Annotated in this window: 17 protein-coding genes; 10 read left to right on the top strand and 7 right to left on the bottom strand. The window is 55.0% G+C overall.

From position 1 onward, the window contains the following. Positions 1–16: 16 nt before the first annotated feature. A complete protein-coding gene (locus QT230_RS04505) occupies positions 17–1,531 on the top strand; it encodes an MFS transporter (protein ID WP_308320384.1) in 1,515 nt (504 codons plus the stop codon). 101 nt (positions 1,532–1,632) lie between these two features. Here the strand turns inward: QT230_RS04505 and QT230_RS04500 are convergent, their stop codons facing one another. Beyond that, the gene (locus tag QT230_RS04500; protein WP_308320383.1) at positions 1,633–1,761 is read right to left on the bottom strand and encodes a hypothetical protein; all 129 of its coding nucleotides are present in this window, start codon (positions 1,759–1,761) and stop codon (positions 1,633–1,635) included. Between the two features lie 236 nt (positions 1,762–1,997). Here QT230_RS04500 and QT230_RS04495 point away from each other — a divergent pair, with 236 nt between their 5' ends. Next, a complete protein-coding gene (locus QT230_RS04495) occupies positions 1,998–3,197 on the top strand; it encodes a Bcr/CflA family efflux MFS transporter (RefSeq protein ID WP_308320381.1) in 1,200 nt (399 codons plus the stop codon). Positions 3,198–3,264: 67 nt separating this feature from the next. On the opposite strand, the gene QT230_RS04490 is transcribed toward QT230_RS04495, so the two are convergent. Both QT230_RS04490 and QT230_RS04485 read right to left on the bottom strand, forming a co-directional pair. Then, positions 3,265–4,467, bottom strand: coding sequence for an MFS transporter (locus QT230_RS04490; RefSeq protein WP_308320380.1), 1,203 nt, complete (start codon positions 4,465–4,467; stop codon positions 3,265–3,267). Between the two features lie 372 nt (positions 4,468–4,839). Next, on the bottom strand, positions 4,840–5,403 hold the full coding sequence (locus QT230_RS04485) for a TetR/AcrR family transcriptional regulator (protein ID WP_308320379.1): 564 nt from the start codon (positions 5,401–5,403) through the stop codon (positions 4,840–4,842). Positions 5,404–5,536: 133 nt separating this feature from the next. Between QT230_RS04485 and QT230_RS04480 the strand changes: the two genes are divergently transcribed. The 6 genes from QT230_RS04480 to QT230_RS04455 all read left to right on the top strand — a co-directional run bounded on the left by QT230_RS04480 (position 5,537) and on the right by QT230_RS04455 (position 11,778). Beyond that, a complete protein-coding gene (locus tag QT230_RS04480; RefSeq protein ID WP_308320378.1) occupies positions 5,537–6,766 on the top strand; it encodes an MFS transporter in 1,230 nt (409 codons plus the stop codon). Then, positions 6,763–6,978, top strand: coding sequence for a hypothetical protein (locus QT230_RS04475; RefSeq protein ID WP_308320377.1), 216 nt, complete (start codon positions 6,763–6,765; stop codon positions 6,976–6,978). Before QT230_RS04480 ends, QT230_RS04475 begins: the two co-directional genes overlap by 4 nt. Next, positions 6,972–8,348 carry an amidase gene (locus QT230_RS04470; RefSeq protein WP_308320376.1) on the top strand — a complete coding sequence of 459 codons (1,377 nt, stop codon included), beginning with the start codon at positions 6,972–6,974 and terminating at the stop codon, positions 8,346–8,348. Before QT230_RS04475 ends, QT230_RS04470 begins: the two co-directional genes overlap by 7 nt. Positions 8,349–8,670: 322 nt before the next feature. After that, a complete protein-coding gene (locus QT230_RS04465) occupies positions 8,671–10,797 on the top strand; it encodes a TonB-dependent siderophore receptor (protein WP_308320375.1) in 2,127 nt (708 codons plus the stop codon). Positions 10,798–11,016: 219 nt separating this feature from the next. After that, positions 11,017–11,364: a metalloregulator ArsR/SmtB family transcription factor gene (locus tag QT230_RS04460; RefSeq protein ID WP_308320374.1), complete on the top strand. Its 348-nt coding sequence runs from the start codon at positions 11,017–11,019 to the stop codon at positions 11,362–11,364. 66 nt (positions 11,365–11,430) lie between these two features. Then, positions 11,431–11,778: a hypothetical protein gene (locus QT230_RS04455; RefSeq protein WP_308320373.1), complete on the top strand. Its 348-nt coding sequence runs from the start codon at positions 11,431–11,433 to the stop codon at positions 11,776–11,778. A gap of 53 nt (positions 11,779–11,831) precedes the next feature. Here QT230_RS04455 and luxS read toward each other — a convergent pair whose 3' ends face one another. Beyond that, complete coding sequence (luxS, locus tag QT230_RS04450; protein WP_308320372.1) at positions 11,832–12,356, bottom strand: S-ribosylhomocysteine lyase; 525 nt, start codon at positions 12,354–12,356, stop codon at positions 11,832–11,834. A 60-nt stretch (positions 12,357–12,416) separates the two neighbouring features. Beyond that, positions 12,417–12,827, bottom strand: a complete 411-nt coding sequence (gene hisI, locus QT230_RS04445) for a phosphoribosyl-AMP cyclohydrolase (protein ID WP_308320371.1) — start codon at positions 12,825–12,827, stop codon at positions 12,417–12,419. Positions 12,828–12,902: 75 nt separating this feature from the next. Here hisI and QT230_RS04440 point away from each other — a divergent pair, with 75 nt between their 5' ends. Continuing rightward, positions 12,903–14,087, top strand: coding sequence for an S-(hydroxymethyl)glutathione dehydrogenase/class III alcohol dehydrogenase (locus QT230_RS04440; RefSeq protein ID WP_308320370.1), 1,185 nt, complete (start codon positions 12,903–12,905; stop codon positions 14,085–14,087). 17 nt (positions 14,088–14,104) lie between these two features. On the opposite strand, the gene QT230_RS04435 is transcribed toward QT230_RS04440, so the two are convergent. Next, complete coding sequence (locus tag QT230_RS04435) at positions 14,105–14,617, bottom strand: hypothetical protein (protein WP_308320369.1); 513 nt, start codon at positions 14,615–14,617, stop codon at positions 14,105–14,107. 187 nt (positions 14,618–14,804) lie between these two features. On the opposite strand from QT230_RS04435, the gene pip reads away from it, so the two are divergent. After that, positions 14,805–15,755, top strand: a complete 951-nt coding sequence (gene pip / locus QT230_RS04430) for a prolyl aminopeptidase (protein WP_374694440.1) — start codon at positions 14,805–14,807, stop codon at positions 15,753–15,755. Here the strand turns inward: pip and QT230_RS04425 are convergent. Further along, on the bottom strand, positions 15,752–16,933 hold the full coding sequence (locus QT230_RS04425) for an AAA family ATPase (RefSeq protein WP_308320368.1): 1,182 nt from the start codon (positions 16,931–16,933) through the stop codon (positions 15,752–15,754). The genes pip and QT230_RS04425 overlap by 4 nt on opposite strands. Positions 16,934–17,112: the final 179 nt, after the last annotated feature.

Here is a 17,112-nt window from a genome sequence, read left to right as displayed (position 1 = left end):
AGGAGTTAAGTAGCTAATGTTTGCTGCTATCCCACAACGGTGGCTGGTTCTGTTTGCCGTCATGCTGGCGTTCCTGCCTGTTGTCATCGATATGACGATTCTGCACGTCGCGGTACCTGTGCTGACGCCGGCGCTGGGTGCCACTGGCACCGAAGTGCTGTGGATCATCGATATTTATCCGTTGCTGATGGCGGGCCTGCTGGTGCCGATGGGCACCCTGGCTGACCGAATCGGTACGCGTCGTGTGCTGCTGACCGGGCTCTTGGTGTTCGGGGTGGCGTCACTACTGGCGGCATTCTCGACGACACCCGCCATGTTGATCGGTGCTCGAGTGCTGCTAGCTATTGGCGGGTCGATGATCATGCCCTGTGTTCTGGGTGTCATCCGTAAAACCTTCGAGGACGAGCGCGAGCGTGCGATGGCGCTTGGCTTATGGGGAACGGTGGGGGCCGCGGGCGCGGCAGTGGGCCCATTGATTGGTGGTGCCTTGCTGGAACATTACTGGTGGGGCTCGGTATTTCTCATCAATGTGCCCATCATGCTAGTGGTGGCGCCGGTTGCCTATGCACTGCTGCCGCGCCGCGAGGCGACGACACCAGGCAAATGGGCGTTCGATCAGGCCCTGTTTCTGCTTGTTGGCATCATCGCTGTGGTCTACGGCATCAAGTCCGGGATGGGAGCGGGGCAGCCGCTGTGGCGTGCAGGGTTGGTGCTCCTCTTGGGGCTAGCGATGCTGTTCTGGTTTACACGTATCCAGTTGCGTTCGGCGGAGCCGATGCTGGACTTATCGCTATTTCGCCATCCGGCCATTGTCGCTGGCATGGTGATGGCGCTAGTGGCCTCCGGCGCGCTGGCAGGCGTCGAACTGACGTTGGCGCAAGAGTTGCAGTATGTGCTGGACAAGACGCCGTTGCAGGCTGGCCTTTTCATGGTGCCGATCATGGCGGCCGCAGCAGCCGGTGGCCCCGTTGCGGGCTACCTCTCCAACCGGTTTGGCTTACGGCGGGTTGCTAGTATGTCGATGGGGTTCGCGGCAGCCGCTCTGGCCTATCTGGCGCGAGCTGACTTCCACGCACCTGACTGGACAGTGCCAACAGCGTTGGCCGTGCTGGGGCTAACGTTGAGCATCGGTCTGACCGCTTCCTCAATTGCCATTATGGGGGCCGTGGATGCCAGTAAAGGAGGTGCTGCAGGCTCTTTGGAAGCCACCGGGTATGAATTGGGTAGTGGGCTAGGCATCACCCTATTCGGGGTTTTCATGGCCAGCGTGTACACCAATACCATCGTGCTGCCGTCACACTTGGAGCCAGCCCTCGGTGCACAGGCTGCGCGCTCGATCAGTGACAGCATCGTTGTGGCACAAGGACTTGCCGCAGATCAGGCGGATGCACTCATCATGGCCGCGAAGGCGGCGTTCTCCACCACGCACTCGATCCTACTGACAGTCGCTGCGATTCTGATCGCCTTGCTGTCGGTGGTGGTGTTTCTGATGCTGGGTAGCCACCCAGACAAGGCAGGAGCACGCGAGTGATGCCGGCCGGACTGTGGCACATCCCTGCGGTTCTTGCTCCGGCGTTAGCTGCCAAAGTGAACGTTGCAGGTTGCTGTGGCAGTCTCATCTATCTGCCCCGTTCATCGAACAATTGATAGCACCGGCAGCGGGGTGATTGGATAGCCGGTCGCTTCATCGCTGTCGAGATGGAGTCGCTCTGGCTGGGGGTAGGTATCCTGGTCTCCTTGTTGGGGATGTTCTTTCAGCATCGTCTTTAGCATAGTTCTTAGCATGGTTCTTAGCATGGTTCTTAGCATGGTTCTTCGCATGGCTCTTAGTATAGTTCTTAGAATAGCCGAGCTAATCTATAAGAGACTGGCCGAATGTTGTGTAGATTACCGCCATGCAGTATATCCCTCGTTGTCTATTCGATTGCCTTGATAGTCTCAGTCGTTATCATATCAATGATGTTGTCCATCATTACGCCCTTATACCGCGAGCTGCTATGACCCAATCTAAAACGCCGTTCATTGTGGTGCTGAGCCTGGCATTGACCATGATGCTGGGCCCGTTCTCTATGGATACGTATCTGCCGGCCTTTCCGGTCATCGGCGAATCGCTGGGGATTTCTCAGCAGGCGGTATCGTTGAGTGTGTCGGTGTATGTCTTTGCGCTGGCGTTGGGTCAGTTGATCGGCGGTGCGCTTTCGGATCGCTTCGGACGGCAGCGGGTTCTGATGAGCGGGCTAGTGATTTTTGCGCTCTCAAGCATTGTCATTGGTATGGCGGATTCCCTGAACTCCCTACTCGGAGGGCGGGCCATTCAAGCCATTGGGGCCGGTTTGACCCTGGTATCGGTACCCGCGTTAGTGCGCGACAGAGTGGCGGGCCGCGACGCCGCGAAGCTGTTCTCGATGATGGGCTTTATCATGGTGTTGGCGCCGGGCATTGCGCCTAGCGTAGGTAGCGCGATTCTGTTGTTGGGTTCCTGGCACACTATTTTCTTTGCTTTAGCGGCGTACGCGCTGCTGCTGGTGCCATTGCTGGTGCGCGTGCTCTTTACTGGCACGGGCAAGGTGTCGCGAGCTAAAAGCCCTCAGATGAGCCTACTGGCGCGTTACAAACTGGTGCTGTCGACAAAGCCAGCCCTGCCGTTCATCGTTTGGCAGGCTGCCTCGTTTTCTACTCTGATGATGTTCATCACCTATGCGTCATTTATCTATCAGGGGCACTTTGGTCAGTCGCCTTCGGCCTTTTCACTGCTGTTTGCGGCGAATATCGTCGCGATGCTTATCTTCAATATTCTCAATCGTGTGCTGCTTTCTCGGTTGCCGTCGCTGCGTATCTTGCAGTTGGCGACGGGTTGTCAGGCGGTCGGTATCGTATTGTTGGTGATGGCTGCCTTCATGGAGTGGCCGCTTTATGCCTTCCTGCCCGCCATGATGCTGACCATCGGTGCGGTAGGGGCGATCTCGCCGAATATTCAGGCCTGTTTTTTGGAGTTCTTTCCCACCAGCAGTGGAACGGCCGCAGCGCTTCTGGGCGCCGCCCAGTTCGGCATCGCTGGGATTCTGAGCGCACTGTCTGCCCTGCTGCCGCATACGCTTGGAGCGGTTATCCTGGCCATGGCCGCCTGCGGCTCGGTGGCGTATCTGCTGCTTGCCCGCTCAATCATCAAAGGGCGTGCCGCTGTCGAGGCGCACTGAGTCAGATCGCATTCTTTTGCCATGGATGCATGAAACGGTAACTGCCTGGGCACAGTAGCCGGGGCCGTTATGCAGGCACCGGCTCACCCAAATGCCGCCGACTGATCGTAATGAGCAGCGCACACAACGCTGCCGCTGCTGCGGTGGCATAAAAGGCGTAGTGGATGCCCCAACTGGCAGCCACCACGCCTCCCATTAAGGGTCCCACTACCTGGCCGATATACTGAAAAGAAGTAGAAACACCCATCACTCGCCCAAGGCTTCCGGCATCGGGGTAGGCATGCTTGAGGGCCGATTTTAGGCACGGCAGCACGCCGCCCAGGGCGAGCCCCATCGCAAAACGTAGCCCTGTTAACGTATAAACATCCGTCACAAAGGCTTGAGGGAGAATGAGCAAAGCGCCCAAGCTGAAACTATAGGCGGCCACACGCATGGCGCCATAGCGGTCAGCCAAACGGCCTAGCGTCAGCGCCGAGAACAGGCTCCCCAAGGCGGTGGCCGACAGAACGATCCCCGCCGCTAACGTTGTCTCTAAAGGGGCGTGATACACGCCTTCCACAACGCTTGCGATGATGGGCTCTATCGACAGGTTAGCTACTAGCAGCCCTAGGGTGGCGATCAACAGTGCCCAGATCCTGAAATCGAAAGGCGCGGCGGGCGCTTTTCCCTCTTTACGTGACCGCTGTGGCGTAGGCTGCTCTTTGACCAGAAAAAGGGTGGCGATAACGTTCAAGAGGATCATGCTGCCGGTAATGAAAAACGCCTCACGCATGCCAAGGCGCGCGGAGATAAAGCCGCCCAGCAGGGGGCCTGCCAGGCTGCCCGCTAATATGCAGGCAAACAGTACCCCCTGCGCATGCCCCGCGCGGGATTCAGGCGCCTCCTTCGCCATGAGAATCGTCGCACCTGAGGTGTAACCGCCGGCCACGCCTGTCAGTAACCGCAATATGACCATCTGCCAGACACTGGTAGCCAACCCCATAAGCGTCATGCAAACGAGCATGCCGACACTGGCCCGTACCAAGTTGATCTTGCAGCCATAGATGTCGGATAGGCGTCCCCATAAAGGCGCAAACAGCGCGGCGGTGAGAAAGGTCGAGGCATACACCAGGCTTGACCATACCCAGGTCTCTCCCTCCGAGTAATCCCCAAGGTTACCGAGATAGTGAGGCAGAAAAGGCAGCATGATCGTCATGGCGACAATGTTGATAAACGATCCTGATCCCGTAACCCACAGGTTCACCTTCCATGCAGCGGCTTGCCTTGGCATCGTTATCCCCTTTGGAGGCATGAATTTTGGAAAGATGGCTTTGGAAGCATAGTTTTAAATTTGGAAGCATAGTTTTAAAGAAGCAGTGCTAACCAAAAGCGCACGAGCTGCTGTTATGGCCTGCTCCAGAAGAGGAATATTATGGGAAAGGGATTAATAACAGAAATTCATTGTTTTTATAGTATTAATTCCTATATAGAATAGGTTGGTGTAAAAGATGTCAATGCCTGGCTGGGGCGCTCCTAACGCTCTTTGCCCGCGTGTACGTGGTCGTTTAGAGGCCGCTGCTAACGCCGAGTGAGATACGTCTAATTTAGTGCTATGACCGCTATGTCGCTGGCTAGCCGCAACGCTTACATACTACGGATGAGGTCAGCCATCTGCTGAGCTGACTAACGGTTCAAGCAGCGCCTCTATGGCTTGCGTAGTTGGCGTTTCGTTGGCAAACAGTATGCGATACATCAGAGGCGCCACTACTATTTGGGTGACCAGCCCTATGTCAATCGGCTGCTCTCCTCTGGCGAGGGCGCGTTCGTTTATTACTTCGATCTGCTGACGCAAGAGGCCATCACATTTCCCCGCACAAGCGTGGTCTTGTGTGCCTAGCACATCGCGGAGCATTGCCCGCCCAGGGGCTGATGACATTTCCTCAAAGTACTCAACAAGCCAGGTTAACAAGTCGCTACGCAGACTTCCCGTATCGGCTGGCGGCTGCTCGGGCTGTAGTTGCTCGATGGCAACGTCGGCCAGTAACTGGGAAAGATCCCCCCAGCGACGATAGATCGTCGAGGGGGTGACTTCAGCGCGTTTGGCGATAGCGGGCACTGTAAGCCCGGCCCGCCCTTGTTCCTGTTGCAGCTCTTGAACGGCCTGATGAACGGCAGCCTGAATACGAGCGCTGCGGCCTCCTGGACGGGGAGTGGGTGTGGTGGTCATGTGTTCCTTCTGTGCTTATTCGCCGGTACGGCCACCGGTACGGTGAAACAAACCACTAAAGCAAAATATTTGCTTTAGTGGTTTGTTGAGTCTATGATCCTTAACGCTAATATTTTGCCTTTTGAGAGGGATCATGTCCATCAACGTTTCTGATACCGCCCGCCATTCTTCGAGCTGGAGACTGTCTTCTTCCAGTGCCATTTGCCTTCACATAGCGACAATGATTGCCTTTTTGGCGGCATCAAGTACGCCTACCCCCCTGTATCAGCTTTATCAGCAGCAATGGAGCTTTAGTCCCACACTGCTGACCGTGGTTTTTGCCGCTTACGCGCTGGCGCTGCTTCTGGCACTGCTGGTGACGGGGAGGCTGTCAGATCATATTGGCCGACGTCCGGTGATTGCCCTGGCTTTATCGCTACAGATCATCGCCATGGTGGGCTTTTTGTGTGCTACCGGGCCGGGTTGGCTGATGGGGGCGCGTGCGCTGCAAGGCTTTGCCACCGGCATGGCCACTGCGGCAGTCGGCGCGGCGATACTCGATCTTAGCCGCGAGCGGGGGGCCGTGATCAACAGCATCTCGCCGCTGCTTGGTATGGCAGCTGGCGCGCTAGGCAGCACCTCGTTGGTCGTGTTGGCGCCTGATCCGCTGCACATGGTGTACGTGTTGCTGCTGGCTATTTTTCTAGTGGTGTTGGCCTTGCTTTGGTTGGCGCCGGAGACAGCGACGTATCGCCCGGGTGCCTGGGCAAGCCTGAAACCACGCATTACCGTGCCGCTGCAAGCGCGCAAGACGTTGTTATCTGTCACCCCGGCGAATGTGGCTGCGTGGATGTTGGGCGGCTTTTATCTATCGCTGATGCCATCGCTGATCGTTGATGTTACGCATGTGAATACGCCGTGGCTGGGGGGGCTTGTCGTTGCTGCTCTACCGCTCACCGGGGCCACTGCGGTTCTGGCAGCTCGCAAGCTGAGTGCATTTAAAACTCTTTTATCTGGTGCGTTTGCTTTGGTCGTCGGGCTGGTCGTCATTCTGACAGGGGCTAACCAGGAAGGCGCTGCCTTGCTACTGGTTGGGTCGGTCATTGCGGGGTTTGGGTTTGGCGCGAGCTTTTTCGGGGCTGTGCGCAGTGTCCTCCCGTTGGCCGAACCCCATGAACGTGCCGCGCTGATGGGGGTGTTTTATATCGAAAGCTATCTGGCCCATAGCGTGCCCACGATGGTTGTCGGCTACTTGGCTCATAGGGTCGGTTTGCTGGCAGCGGTCAATGTCTATGGTGCGGTGATCACAGCACTGGCCTTACTGGCCATTACCCTACTGCTTATGCAAGCGCGCACCTCAATGAAGAAAGGAAATCAAGCATGACTGCTCAAAATACCTTCCCTATGTCCACCGAGGAAACCCTGGCTCTGGCGACTAGTCTGGGGCTGCCCCTGGCCTCTGAACGTGCGCCCCTGATCGCTGGGGTACTGCATCACATACACACGGTAATTGTCCGGCTCGACGAATTACCTATCGATGAATCATACCCTCCTTCATTTGCTTTTGATGCCAGCCAGGAGAACAAGCCATGCTAAACCCATTAAACCTGACACTGGCCCAAGCCAGTGCCGCCATCGCAGCACGCGAACTGTCGCCAGTAGAATTGGTGGATGCAGCCCTGGAGCGTATTGGTGCGCGAGAGCCAGAGATCAATGCGTTTGTATCTGTATGGGAAGAAGCCGCTCGTGAGCAGGGACGTGAGGCCGAGCGAGACATTCATCATGGCCGTTACCGTGGTCCGCTGCATGGCATTCCTGTCGCGCTAAAAGACCTTTTCGATGTTGCCGGCCAACCCACCACGGCCAGTTCCCGTGTTCGGGATGGGCATCGAGCAGAGGCTAACAGCGCGGTAACGGATACCTTGCTGCGTGGCGGCGCTATACTGATGGGCAAGACCCATCTGCATGAGTTTGCTTTCGGCCTGACTACACCTCAAACGCGCAATCCGCTTGATCCACAGCGCACGGCGGGTGGTTCCAGTGGGGGTTCTGCAGCAGCGGTAGCTTATGGCGGTGCCTGGGCAGCCATGGGGACAGACACCGGTGGCTCGATTCGAGTGCCCGCAGCACTTAATGGGTTAGTCGGGTTTAAGCCAACGTATGGTTTGGTCTCACGCCACGGCGTTGCGCCCCTGGCTTGGTCACTCGATCATGCGGGTCCTATGGCACGCACGGTAGAGGATGTTGGCCTGTTATTGCAGACAGTGATGGGCTTTGATGCGCGCGACCCCGCCAGCCGCAAACCGCCCGCCGCTTTTGATATCAACGCGCAGGCGGATGTGCAAGGGCTGCGTGTTGGCATCCCGCGTAACTATTACTTTGACCACGTTGCGGCGCCAGTAGGCGCTGCTGTTAGGCGTGCGGCAGCGCATTTGGAACAGCAAGGAGCGGTGCTGGTGGAGGTGGATATTCCGCTGGCTGACTACCTCATTCCGACCCAGTGGGGTCTGATGGTGGCCGAGGCGGCCTCTGTACACGCCAAGGACATACGCCAATCCGCATCGCTATACGGTGACGATGTACGCACGTTGCTCGAAGCCGGACAACTGCTGCCCGCTGGAGACTATCTGAAGGCACAGCGCGCCCGTCATCTGATCGCACAGCGCTGGGGTGGCCTGTTTTCGGAAATCGATATTCTACTGACGCCAACCGTGCCCCAGACAGCCGCGCGTATAGAGCAGGAAACGTTTACCTGGGAAGACGGCAGTCAAGAGAGTGTTACCGAGGCGTATGTGCGCTTATGTGCACCTGCCAATGTGACCGGGCTGCCCGCGCTCACCGTGCCGTTCGGCAAGGATCATCAAGGACTGCCTATAGGCGTCCAAATCATGGGCAAAGCATTTGATGACGCCAAGGTACTGCAGGTGGGGCGTGCCATTGAGCAGCCTCTTTTCCCGCTCAACTGAGTAAGCATTGAGCTCGAACCAGCGGCGCTTCGTGATTGGCTCAGGTCATGATGGTGACCCGCTCGGGCTTTTCTGGCAGCCAAGGCGTGCTCAATCTTAAGGGGATATTGTTGCGCGCCGACCTTGGATAGATGACGGGTAGTTCGGGGGGAGCATGGCGTCACTGTGTGTTGCAATCATAATCAAAAGTTCAAAATAAATGATTATGATTGGTATTATCACTATTGACTCGAAGATGCTAGCTTCGGATACTCTCCCGGCCTTTCAAAAGAAAACCACGAGGCGAGCAGGGTAGGTTTATTCATTTCAAGGGATCTTCAACATGACTGATAGCAATAGCACAGTCCGGCGCAAAGCAGGTCGGGTACGGTGGCAGCAGACCACTACCGGCATTCTGTGCGGCACGACGCTGGTGACTATTCCCATGCTCGGGAACGCGCAGGAAACCGGCGACGGCAGTGACGATAACGAGGGGTATCGCCTCGCCCCCATTATCGTCAACGCCCAGGCCTATGCCGATGATGATGCCAACTCGATAGTGGCCCAGGAGCTTTGGGTGGGTGGTAAGGTTGCTACCAGTATTCTCGATACACCTGCCTCCGTGTCGGTCATCACTGAGAAGGAGATCGAGCAGCGCAACGCCTCCACCACCGAGCAAGTTCTGCAATATACCCCAGGGATTCTCACCGATTATTACGGCACCGATGACCGGAACGACTATTTCAAAATCCGCGGGTTCGAGGCCACCACCTACCGTGATGGGCTGACATTAGGTTCAATGCGCGGTGTTCGTGAGGAACCCTACGCCTACGAGCGCGTTGAGGTGTTGCGTGGGGCCAACTCCACTCTGTTTGGCCCGGCGGATCCAGGTGGCTCGGTCAACTTTGTGAGCAAACGGCCAAGGTTTGAACGTTTTGGGGAGGGCTATCTCTCCTACGGTTCATTCGACGCAAAAGAGGCCGGTGTGGATGTGGGTGACACGCTTAACGCTGACGAGACAGTGGCCTACCGTTTCACCGGCACTATCCGGGACAGCGATCGAGAATACGATCACTCCAAAGATAACAATGGTTTCTTAATGGGTGGCCTGGCCTGGGAGCCAACTGAGTACACCTCAGCGAGTGTTATTTTCGACTATCTGAAGCGTGACGACACCCCCAATAGCGGTGGTTACCCACTTGACCGGGAGTATGATCGCAGCGATTTCTTTGGCGAGCCTGGTTTCAACTATCACGACGTTGAGCGCACCAGCATCACCGGCCAGCTTACCCATGATTTCAATAACGGCCTGACGTTGCGGGGTAACCTGCGTTACAGCGATCTGACCGACGACTTCGGTTACGTCTATATCACTGACTCTGCAGCGCGAGTAGGCAGCGTGGTGGATCGCGATTATTTTGGCTCCGACAGCGAAGCTCAGGAGTTGATCGGCAACGCGATCCTGCAGTACGACGCCCGCTTTGACCGGGTTGATAGCAGCACGCTCGTGGGTGTCGAGTATCGCGATGCTTCTACCGAAGACAGTTCGTTTTACGGGGATGCGACCTCCATTGATATCGCAAATCCCGTCTTTAGTGGTGCACCGAGTAGCCTCAACGTCTATAGCAGCAACAAGCAGGACTTCACCACTGAGTCGGTCTTCCTGACCCAGAATTTGTCCTTCTATGATCGATTCATCGTGACCGCGGGCGTGCGTAACGACTCAATGGATGTCTCCAGCACCAACATGGCGGGCGTCACCGATTCCGATGACTTTTCGGAGACCTCACTCCGCGGTGCACTGACCTATCGCGTCACCGATGAAGTTTCTACCTATATCAGCATGGTAGAGTCGGTCGCACCGCCTACGATTGGCGTTGAGCCTGAACGGGGCGAACAGTACGAAATTGGTGCGAAATACGCTCCCTTTGGTACCAATGCGCTGTTCTCGGCGGCTATCTATGACCTGACCCGGGATGACGTCACTATCGCGGTTGTGCAGGACAATGGCGTTATTGAACGAGAAACCGTGGGTGAATCCCGAGTGCGGGGCCTTGATCTGGAAGCGAAAGCTGAGTTGACCGATAACGTCAGCTTGGCCGGTGGTTACTCCTATATGGAGTCAGAAGTAGTGCGCGATAGCAATGCTTCCAGGGAGGGCAATGAGTTTACTGCTGCACCCAAACATACGGCGTCGCTGTGGGGCTACTATACCTTGCCAAGCCAGGATATGAGTGTTGGTCTCGGCGCCCGTTATGTCGGCTCTTACTACTTTGATGTCGCCAACACATCCAAGAGCAGTGCGACAACGCTGTTTGACGCGGCCTTCAGCTACCAGCTCACCAAAGATGCTGACCTAGCCGTTAATGTCAGTAACTTGCTCGACGAGCAGCACGTGGTCGGCTCAAGCACGGCTGATTACTATAATCCGGGTCGCGAAATCAGCGCTAAAGTGAGCTATCGCTGGTGATGCAGATAAGATAATTGGCAAGCAAGCCAACAGCCGGAAATCCCCGCCATTGTAGGTGGGGATTTTGCTTTTTAGGCTTCTTCAAACGTGTTTATCAGGAAAGCTGTTTGAGCAGACCTAAACAGGCTAACGGGCAAGCGCTGGAAAAGCATTGTTTTATTGCCAAGCACGGTTTCTTGGTCTAGTCTGATGTCATTACATGGAATATTGGAATATTAAATGACATTTTGCCAGTCACATGTCCATGAGTCGGTTGCTCCTGACCTTGTGCCGAGCGCTCAACAGCTAGCGCGAACAGCCGCTTTGTTCAAAGCACTGGGAGACCCGGCAAGGCTGTTGTTGCTGTATCAACTGAAAGATGGGGAGCGCTGTGTCGGCGAGCTGGTGGTTGACGGCAATAAGCTATCCACCGTGTCAGCACGTTTGCAAACGCTATTGAACGCCAACCTCGTGAAACGTCGGCGCGATGCTCGGCATCTTTATTATCGTTTGGCCGACCAGCACGTTGTTCAGTTAATTGAAAACGCGCTCGCTCATGCTGATGAAGGGATAGAAGCGTCAGAGTAATACCTACGATCCATTCGTTATCTATCAACCACACGTTATCTATCAATGCTATTCAAGGAGGCAACGATGAGCTGTAATATTCATCAAAATCACCCACACGAGCACGGCCCGAATTGTGGTCATACGCAAATTGAGCATAACGGCCACGTTGATTACTTGCACGATGGTCACCTGCACCATCCCCACAGCGATCATGTTGATGAGCATGTGATTGAGGTGTCGGACAAAAATCCTGATGCGTGTACACCTAATCACCAATGTGCAGGTCATGATGCGGGTCACGTACACGGCCCAGGTTGCGGCCACGAAGCCGTTCCCCATGGCGACCATGTCGACTACTTAGTTGATGGCCACTTACATCATCCCCACGATGACCACTGTGACGATCACGGTCCTGTGACGGTTATTCGTTAAAACCAAGCGGGGTGCATCGGACAACAGCTTAAGCTGTTGTCCGCCTCAGACTGTTATTTAACGTCGTTACCTAACGCTTTTAGTCGCTCAGGGCTGAGGGCGATGTCGTCGTTTTTGTTAACCCCAATCCCTTGGTCAATGATGCTTTGCGCAATCTGTTTGGCGTCGTCTAGCGAGTGCATAACGAAGGTGCCACACTGAAACTCGTTGAGTTCGGGTATCTCTTCCATTCGCTTCACTGCTAAGACATCGCGCATGGCGGCGAGCCAAGCATTGCCGACACTCTCTTCACTTGGGCTTCCCAGCAGGCTCATATAAAACCCGGTACGGCAGCCCATCGGCGAAATATCAATAATTTCGACGCTGTCGCTATTTAAATGATTGCGCATAAAACCGGCAAATAAGTGCTCTAGGGTGTGGATGCCTTTTTCACCCATCATGGCTTCATTGGGCTTGTTAAAGCGCAAATCGAACACGGTGATGGTATCACCGGAAGGCGAGTGCATGGTTTTGGCGACACGCACTGCCGGGGCGTTCATGATGGTGTGGTCGACGGTAAAGCTATCCAGTAAAGGCATGGTTATTACTCCTTGCTGTTGTGGTAGTACTTACGCATTCGGTTGGCTGTGGGTCTTGATTCAAGTAAGCGGAGCGGTGATGACTTCGACTGTCTCGTGGCGAATGGCGTTGTAAAAGCAGTTGGGTCTCCCAGTGTGGCAGGCGGGGCCTTGTTGGTCGACTCGTAACAGCACCGCGTCACCATCGCAATCTAGCCGTGCCTCAACTAGGTGCTGGCGATTGCCGGAACTCTCACCTTTGCGCCACAAGGTCTGTCGCGAGCGAGACCAGTAGCAGACTTGCCCGCTGGCCAGTGTTTCGCGCAACGCCTCGTGGTTCATCCAAGCCAACATCAGTACCTCGCCACTGTCGTGCTGCTGAGCGATGGCGGTGATCAAGCCGTCGGTGTTCCAGGGAATAGATTCGATCACCGCCGCCAATGGGCGGCATTCACCACGCTCGGCATTCTCTAGCTCTATCCAAATGTTCATTGGTGGTTCGCATCTTTAAAATTATGTTATAACATAACATATAAAGTGCATTGAAGTTCAACCGCGGAGACGATGATGAAGACACGTGCAGCCATTGCCTGGGAACCCAACCGGCCACTTGAAATCGAGGAGGTCGATTTGGAAGGCCCCAAAGCGGGGGAGGTCCTGGTCAGAATTGTCACTACAAGCCTCTGCCATACCGATATGTTCACTCTGTCTGGTAAAGATCCTGAGGGAAACTTTCCATGTGTGTTGGGTCATGAGGGCGTAGGGATTGTTGAGGAGATCGGTCGCGGGGTAACGTCGGTGGTGCCAGGCGATCATATTATCCCACTTTATACACCAGAGGATCCGAACTGCGCCTATATTCGCTCAGGTAAGACCAACCTTTCTCAGACTATTCGTAAAACCCAGGGGCAGGGGCTAATGCCGGATGGTACCAGCCGTTTCTCCTATAAAGGCAAAATGCTGCATCACTACATGGGAACAAGTACCTTTAGTGAATACACGGTGCTACCTGAGATTGCCGTGGCAAAGATAAGTCGTGATGCACCTCTGGCAAAGGCGAGTGTGATGGGGTGCGCGATACCTACCGGCATGGGCGCCGTAAGGAATACTGCCAAGGTTCAGCAGGGCGATACTGTCGCGGTATTTGGATTGGGTGCCGTTGGAATGGCTGTTATTCAAGGAGCCAAGCTCCAGGGCGCCGGACGCATTATTGGTATTGATGTTAATCCAGCCAAGTTTCCACTTGCCTTATCTCTTGGGGCTACAGAATGTCTCGACCCGAACGAATATAGTGAGCCACTGCACGAAGTGATCATCGAAATGACCAATGGTGGCGTTGACTTCTCCTTCGAAGCCGTTGGCAACGTTCGCTTAATGCGGGCTGCGCTTGAGTGCTGCCATAAGGGATGGGGTGAAAGCATTATCATTGGTGTTGCTGGGGCCGGTGAGGAGATATCGACACGTCCCTTCCAACTAGTGACGGGGCGGGTCTGGCGGGGTAGCGCGTTCGGCGGTGTGCTGGGGCGCTCCGAGCTGCCGGGCATGGTCGATGAATGGCTGTCAGGGCGTTTCGACGTTGATCCCTACATTACGCACAACATGACCCACGATAACATCAATATGGCGTTTGATCTGTTGCGGCGTGGTGAAGCAATTCGCTCGGTTATGCACTATCAACCCCAGGAAACGATGACAGGGCCCCTGCCGGGCAAACTGATTGGTGAGGCGTTCAACAAGCCTCAGCCTGCTTGAGGCAATAGGCGGCTTGGCTAGCCGCCTTGTTCTGGCTCTGGCTCGATGATGATTTCGTGCTTTCGCCGTTCATTCTCCAGTGTTGCCAAGGCAATTTGATAACAATCTTCAACATGGCTATTACCCATGTACTTCATCGCGGTAAAGCTAATCCCACCTGCTACAGCACTACCTAGAACGGGAACGAACTTAGCAACACCCTTGGATGCCACCTTGACGCCCATCTTGCTTAGCAGCATCACGATAAGTTTTTTCGTGATGTATTTACCGGCCATTTTGCTGCCGGTATTCGATATAGCCGTCATCACAAAGAGCTTGGATTCTGTATCCAGGCTTTCGATTTGTTCAGGTGTTAAACCAAATTTCTGGTTAATTTTGGGAATTAGCCGCATCAATATGGCAACGTCTGAGCCTACATCTACCCCAGGTATGGGGATAACCGCCGCACCTGCAGAGAGGCTTGAGCTCTTGGTGACCATCGAATGACACGATTTTCTAATCGTTTCGAGTTCTTCGATTGACTCAATCATGATGAGATCCTTTTCATTTACTGACTGATTGATACAGTGCTGACCATACTGCTTTCTGGTTCACTTCCTTCTCTGGATACTAGACCGTTCTTCGGCGTCATATAAGAGCCATCTGTAGTAAAGTCGTTGGCGAAGACAACAGTGTCAAACGGTATTTGGAAAGGTGTAATTGAAGCGGGAGGAATGAATGACGAACTTGAGAACGCTATACCCACCGATCGAACCCTACGAAACAGGCATGATCGATGTGGGGGATGGCCATACGGTCTATTTTGAGCGCGTGGGTAAACCAGGCGGTAAACCTGTGGTGTTTCTGCATGGCGGCCCCGGCGGTGGATTTTCGCCCGATCATCGGCGCCTGTTTAATCCTGAGCGCTACGACGTTCTTCTCTTTGATCAGCGCGGCTGTGGTCGTTCTGAGCCCCATGCCAGTATCGAAGCCAACACGACGTGGCATTTAGTCGAAGACATCGAGAGGCTACGTGAACATGTTGGCGTAACGCAGTGGATGGTTTTTGGCGGCTCTTGGGGGTCTACCCTGGGCCTTGCCTACGCCCAGTCGCACCCAGATCGCGTGAGTGAGCTGATTTTGCGAGGCGTCTACACCGTCACCCAAGCCGAGATTGATTGGTATTATCAATTTGGTGTGTCTGAAATGTTTCCTGATAAATGGGCGGCGTTTCAGTCACTAATTCCTATAGAAGAGCGGCACAATATGGTAGCCGCTTACCATCGCCGCCTGATGGGTGACGACCCTGTAGCCCAGCTTGAAGCGGCAAAAGCGTGGACGATATGGGAAGGGGAAACCATCACTCTTCTACCCGATTCTGCCTTATCGGCTCCTTACAGAGAGGGGCACTTTGCGCTGGCGTTTGCGCGGTTGGAGAACCACTTTTTTACCCACAAAGCCTGGCTGGAAGAAGGGCAGCTGCTTGCTAACGCCGATCGGCTAAAAGGTATTCCCGGCGTTATCGTTCATGGCCGTTATGATATGCCATGCCCCGTTCGTTATGCGCTGGCGCTGCATAACGCTTGGCCAGATTCCGAGTTCCATATAATCGAAGGCGCAGGGCATGCTTGGAGCGAACCTGGCATCCTCGACCAGTTGATACGTGCGACAGATCGCTTTGCTTTTTAATCCAACCACTGCCAGGGCGGTTCGTCGAGCCAGCCCTGACCGAGAATAACGGTCTCGCCAAACGCTTTATCCAGCGCAATAGAGTTGCAGGCCTCATTTTGTTCCAAAGTCGCCACCAAGCGTGGCGCGTGAGAAACCACCCACACCTGGGTCTCCTGCGATGCACGGATAATCAGGCGTCCCAAAGCGGGTAGCAAATCCGGGTGTAGGCTGGTTTCCGGCTCATTTAACACCAGCAGGGAAGGCGGCCTGGGTGTGAGCAGCGCCGCCACCAAAAGCAGATAGCGAAGTGTACCGTCGGATAATTCCGACTGGTTCAACGGGCGCAATAATCCTTCCTGCAGAAATTGCAGCACAAAACGGTTACCGGCGTCGGCCGCAAAACTTATACTCGCGCCCGGAAAGGCGTCTTCAATCGCTGCATACAGTGCCTCTCGATCACCGATCTCGTGAATGGTTCGTAAGGCGGCCACTAGGTCGTGGCCATCGTGATCCAGCACTGGCGTGCGGGTGCCGATTTGCGGTGTGCGAATGATGGATTGTGGATCAGTTCGAAACTGATCGTAGAAACGCCAATGGCGGATGGCTTGCCGAACCGCATGGACTTCAGGCACGGCGATCGGGTCACTGATTTCATTAAGAATGCTTTCGTAGCTGTTGAGGTGGGCGTTGTACACCTGCCATTTGCGACCGACCCGAACTTTGACCACAGAGCCAACGCGGTCGATAAGGCAACTGCTGGGTCGGCAAACGTCGCCTGCCCAAATGCATTCACGCTTTATCTCGGGGTCGAACTGGAACATGGAGGGATCCCCGTAGCCCGCAAAACCCTGGGGCGCAGGCATTCCCAACGAAATAGCGTAGCCAAAGTCTTCACCGACAAACCCCAGCCTGAGGCGGGTATTGCTTTTTTTGGCGGTGCCCTCAATGGGGGCTGAGCCGTCTCTCATGCTATTGGTGAGTTTTTCCGGGCCAGCCCAGAAGGTGTAATCGAGCCCGCCTTCCTGGGCGATCGATGCGATCAGGTTGCCTTTGGCCGTTTCTGCCAGTAACCGCAGCGACTTGTACAGGTTGGATTTACCACACCCGTTGGGCCCGGTCACCACATTGAGACCCGACAGGGGAGAGACAACGTTTTTCAGACTGCGGTAGTTGGAGACGGCAAAGGTATTGATCATAGCGTCAGGGGTATTGGGGGCTGGCTGCTCTAAGCAGCGTGGAAATACCAGTTTAGCCCCAAGTGCCCCTCACTAGAAGACATCGATAGCTGGAGATTTTAAATGGGTGAATTGCGTAACCTCTATCCGCCGATTGAACCTTACCAACTCATTGGGGATTAAGTGTTGCCATGAATTAT

It is taken from the genome of Halomonas sp. SpR8, assembly GCF_031010195.1.
In the GTDB taxonomy this organism is placed as follows: Bacteria; Pseudomonadota; Gammaproteobacteria; order Pseudomonadales; family Halomonadaceae; genus Vreelandella.
This window is presented reverse-complemented; position numbering and strand designations above follow the sequence as displayed.

Coding starts and splice junctions, on each gene's coding strand:
- QT230_RS04495 (WP_308320381.1), top strand. CDS start 1,998: ATGACCCAATCTAAAACGCCGTTCATTGTGGTGCTGAGCCTGGCATTG.
- QT230_RS04490 (WP_308320380.1), bottom strand. CDS start 4,467: ATGCCAAGGCAAGCCGCTGCATGGAAGGTGAACCTGTGGGTTACGGGA.
- luxS (WP_308320372.1), bottom strand. CDS start 12,356: ATGCCTTTACTGGATAGCTTTACCGTCGACCACACCATCATGAACGCC.
- QT230_RS04470 (WP_308320376.1), top strand. CDS start 6,972: ATGCTAAACCCATTAAACCTGACACTGGCCCAAGCCAGTGCCGCCATC.
- pip (WP_374694440.1), top strand. CDS start 14,805: ATGACGAACTTGAGAACGCTATACCCACCGATCGAACCCTACGAAACA.
- QT230_RS04440 (WP_308320370.1), top strand. CDS start 12,903: ATGAAGACACGTGCAGCCATTGCCTGGGAACCCAACCGGCCACTTGAA.
- QT230_RS04480 (WP_308320378.1), top strand. CDS start 5,537: ATGTCCATCAACGTTTCTGATACCGCCCGCCATTCTTCGAGCTGGAGA.
- QT230_RS04475 (WP_308320377.1), top strand. CDS start 6,763: ATGACTGCTCAAAATACCTTCCCTATGTCCACCGAGGAAACCCTGGCT.
- QT230_RS04425 (WP_308320368.1), bottom strand. CDS start 16,933: ATGATCAATACCTTTGCCGTCTCCAACTACCGCAGTCTGAAAAACGTT.
- QT230_RS04455 (WP_308320373.1), top strand. CDS start 11,431: ATGAGCTGTAATATTCATCAAAATCACCCACACGAGCACGGCCCGAAT.
- QT230_RS04460 (WP_308320374.1), top strand. CDS start 11,017: ATGACATTTTGCCAGTCACATGTCCATGAGTCGGTTGCTCCTGACCTT.
- QT230_RS04505 (WP_308320384.1), top strand. CDS start 17: ATGTTTGCTGCTATCCCACAACGGTGGCTGGTTCTGTTTGCCGTCATG.
- QT230_RS04500 (WP_308320383.1), bottom strand. CDS start 1,761: ATGCTGAAAGAACATCCCCAACAAGGAGACCAGGATACCTACCCCCAG.
- QT230_RS04465 (WP_308320375.1), top strand. CDS start 8,671: ATGACTGATAGCAATAGCACAGTCCGGCGCAAAGCAGGTCGGGTACGG.
- QT230_RS04435 (WP_308320369.1), bottom strand. CDS start 14,617: ATGATTGAGTCAATCGAAGAACTCGAAACGATTAGAAAATCGTGTCAT.
- hisI (WP_308320371.1), bottom strand. CDS start 12,827: ATGAACATTTGGATAGAGCTAGAGAATGCCGAGCGTGGTGAATGCCGC.
- QT230_RS04485 (WP_308320379.1), bottom strand. CDS start 5,403: ATGACCACCACACCCACTCCCCGTCCAGGAGGCCGCAGCGCTCGTATT.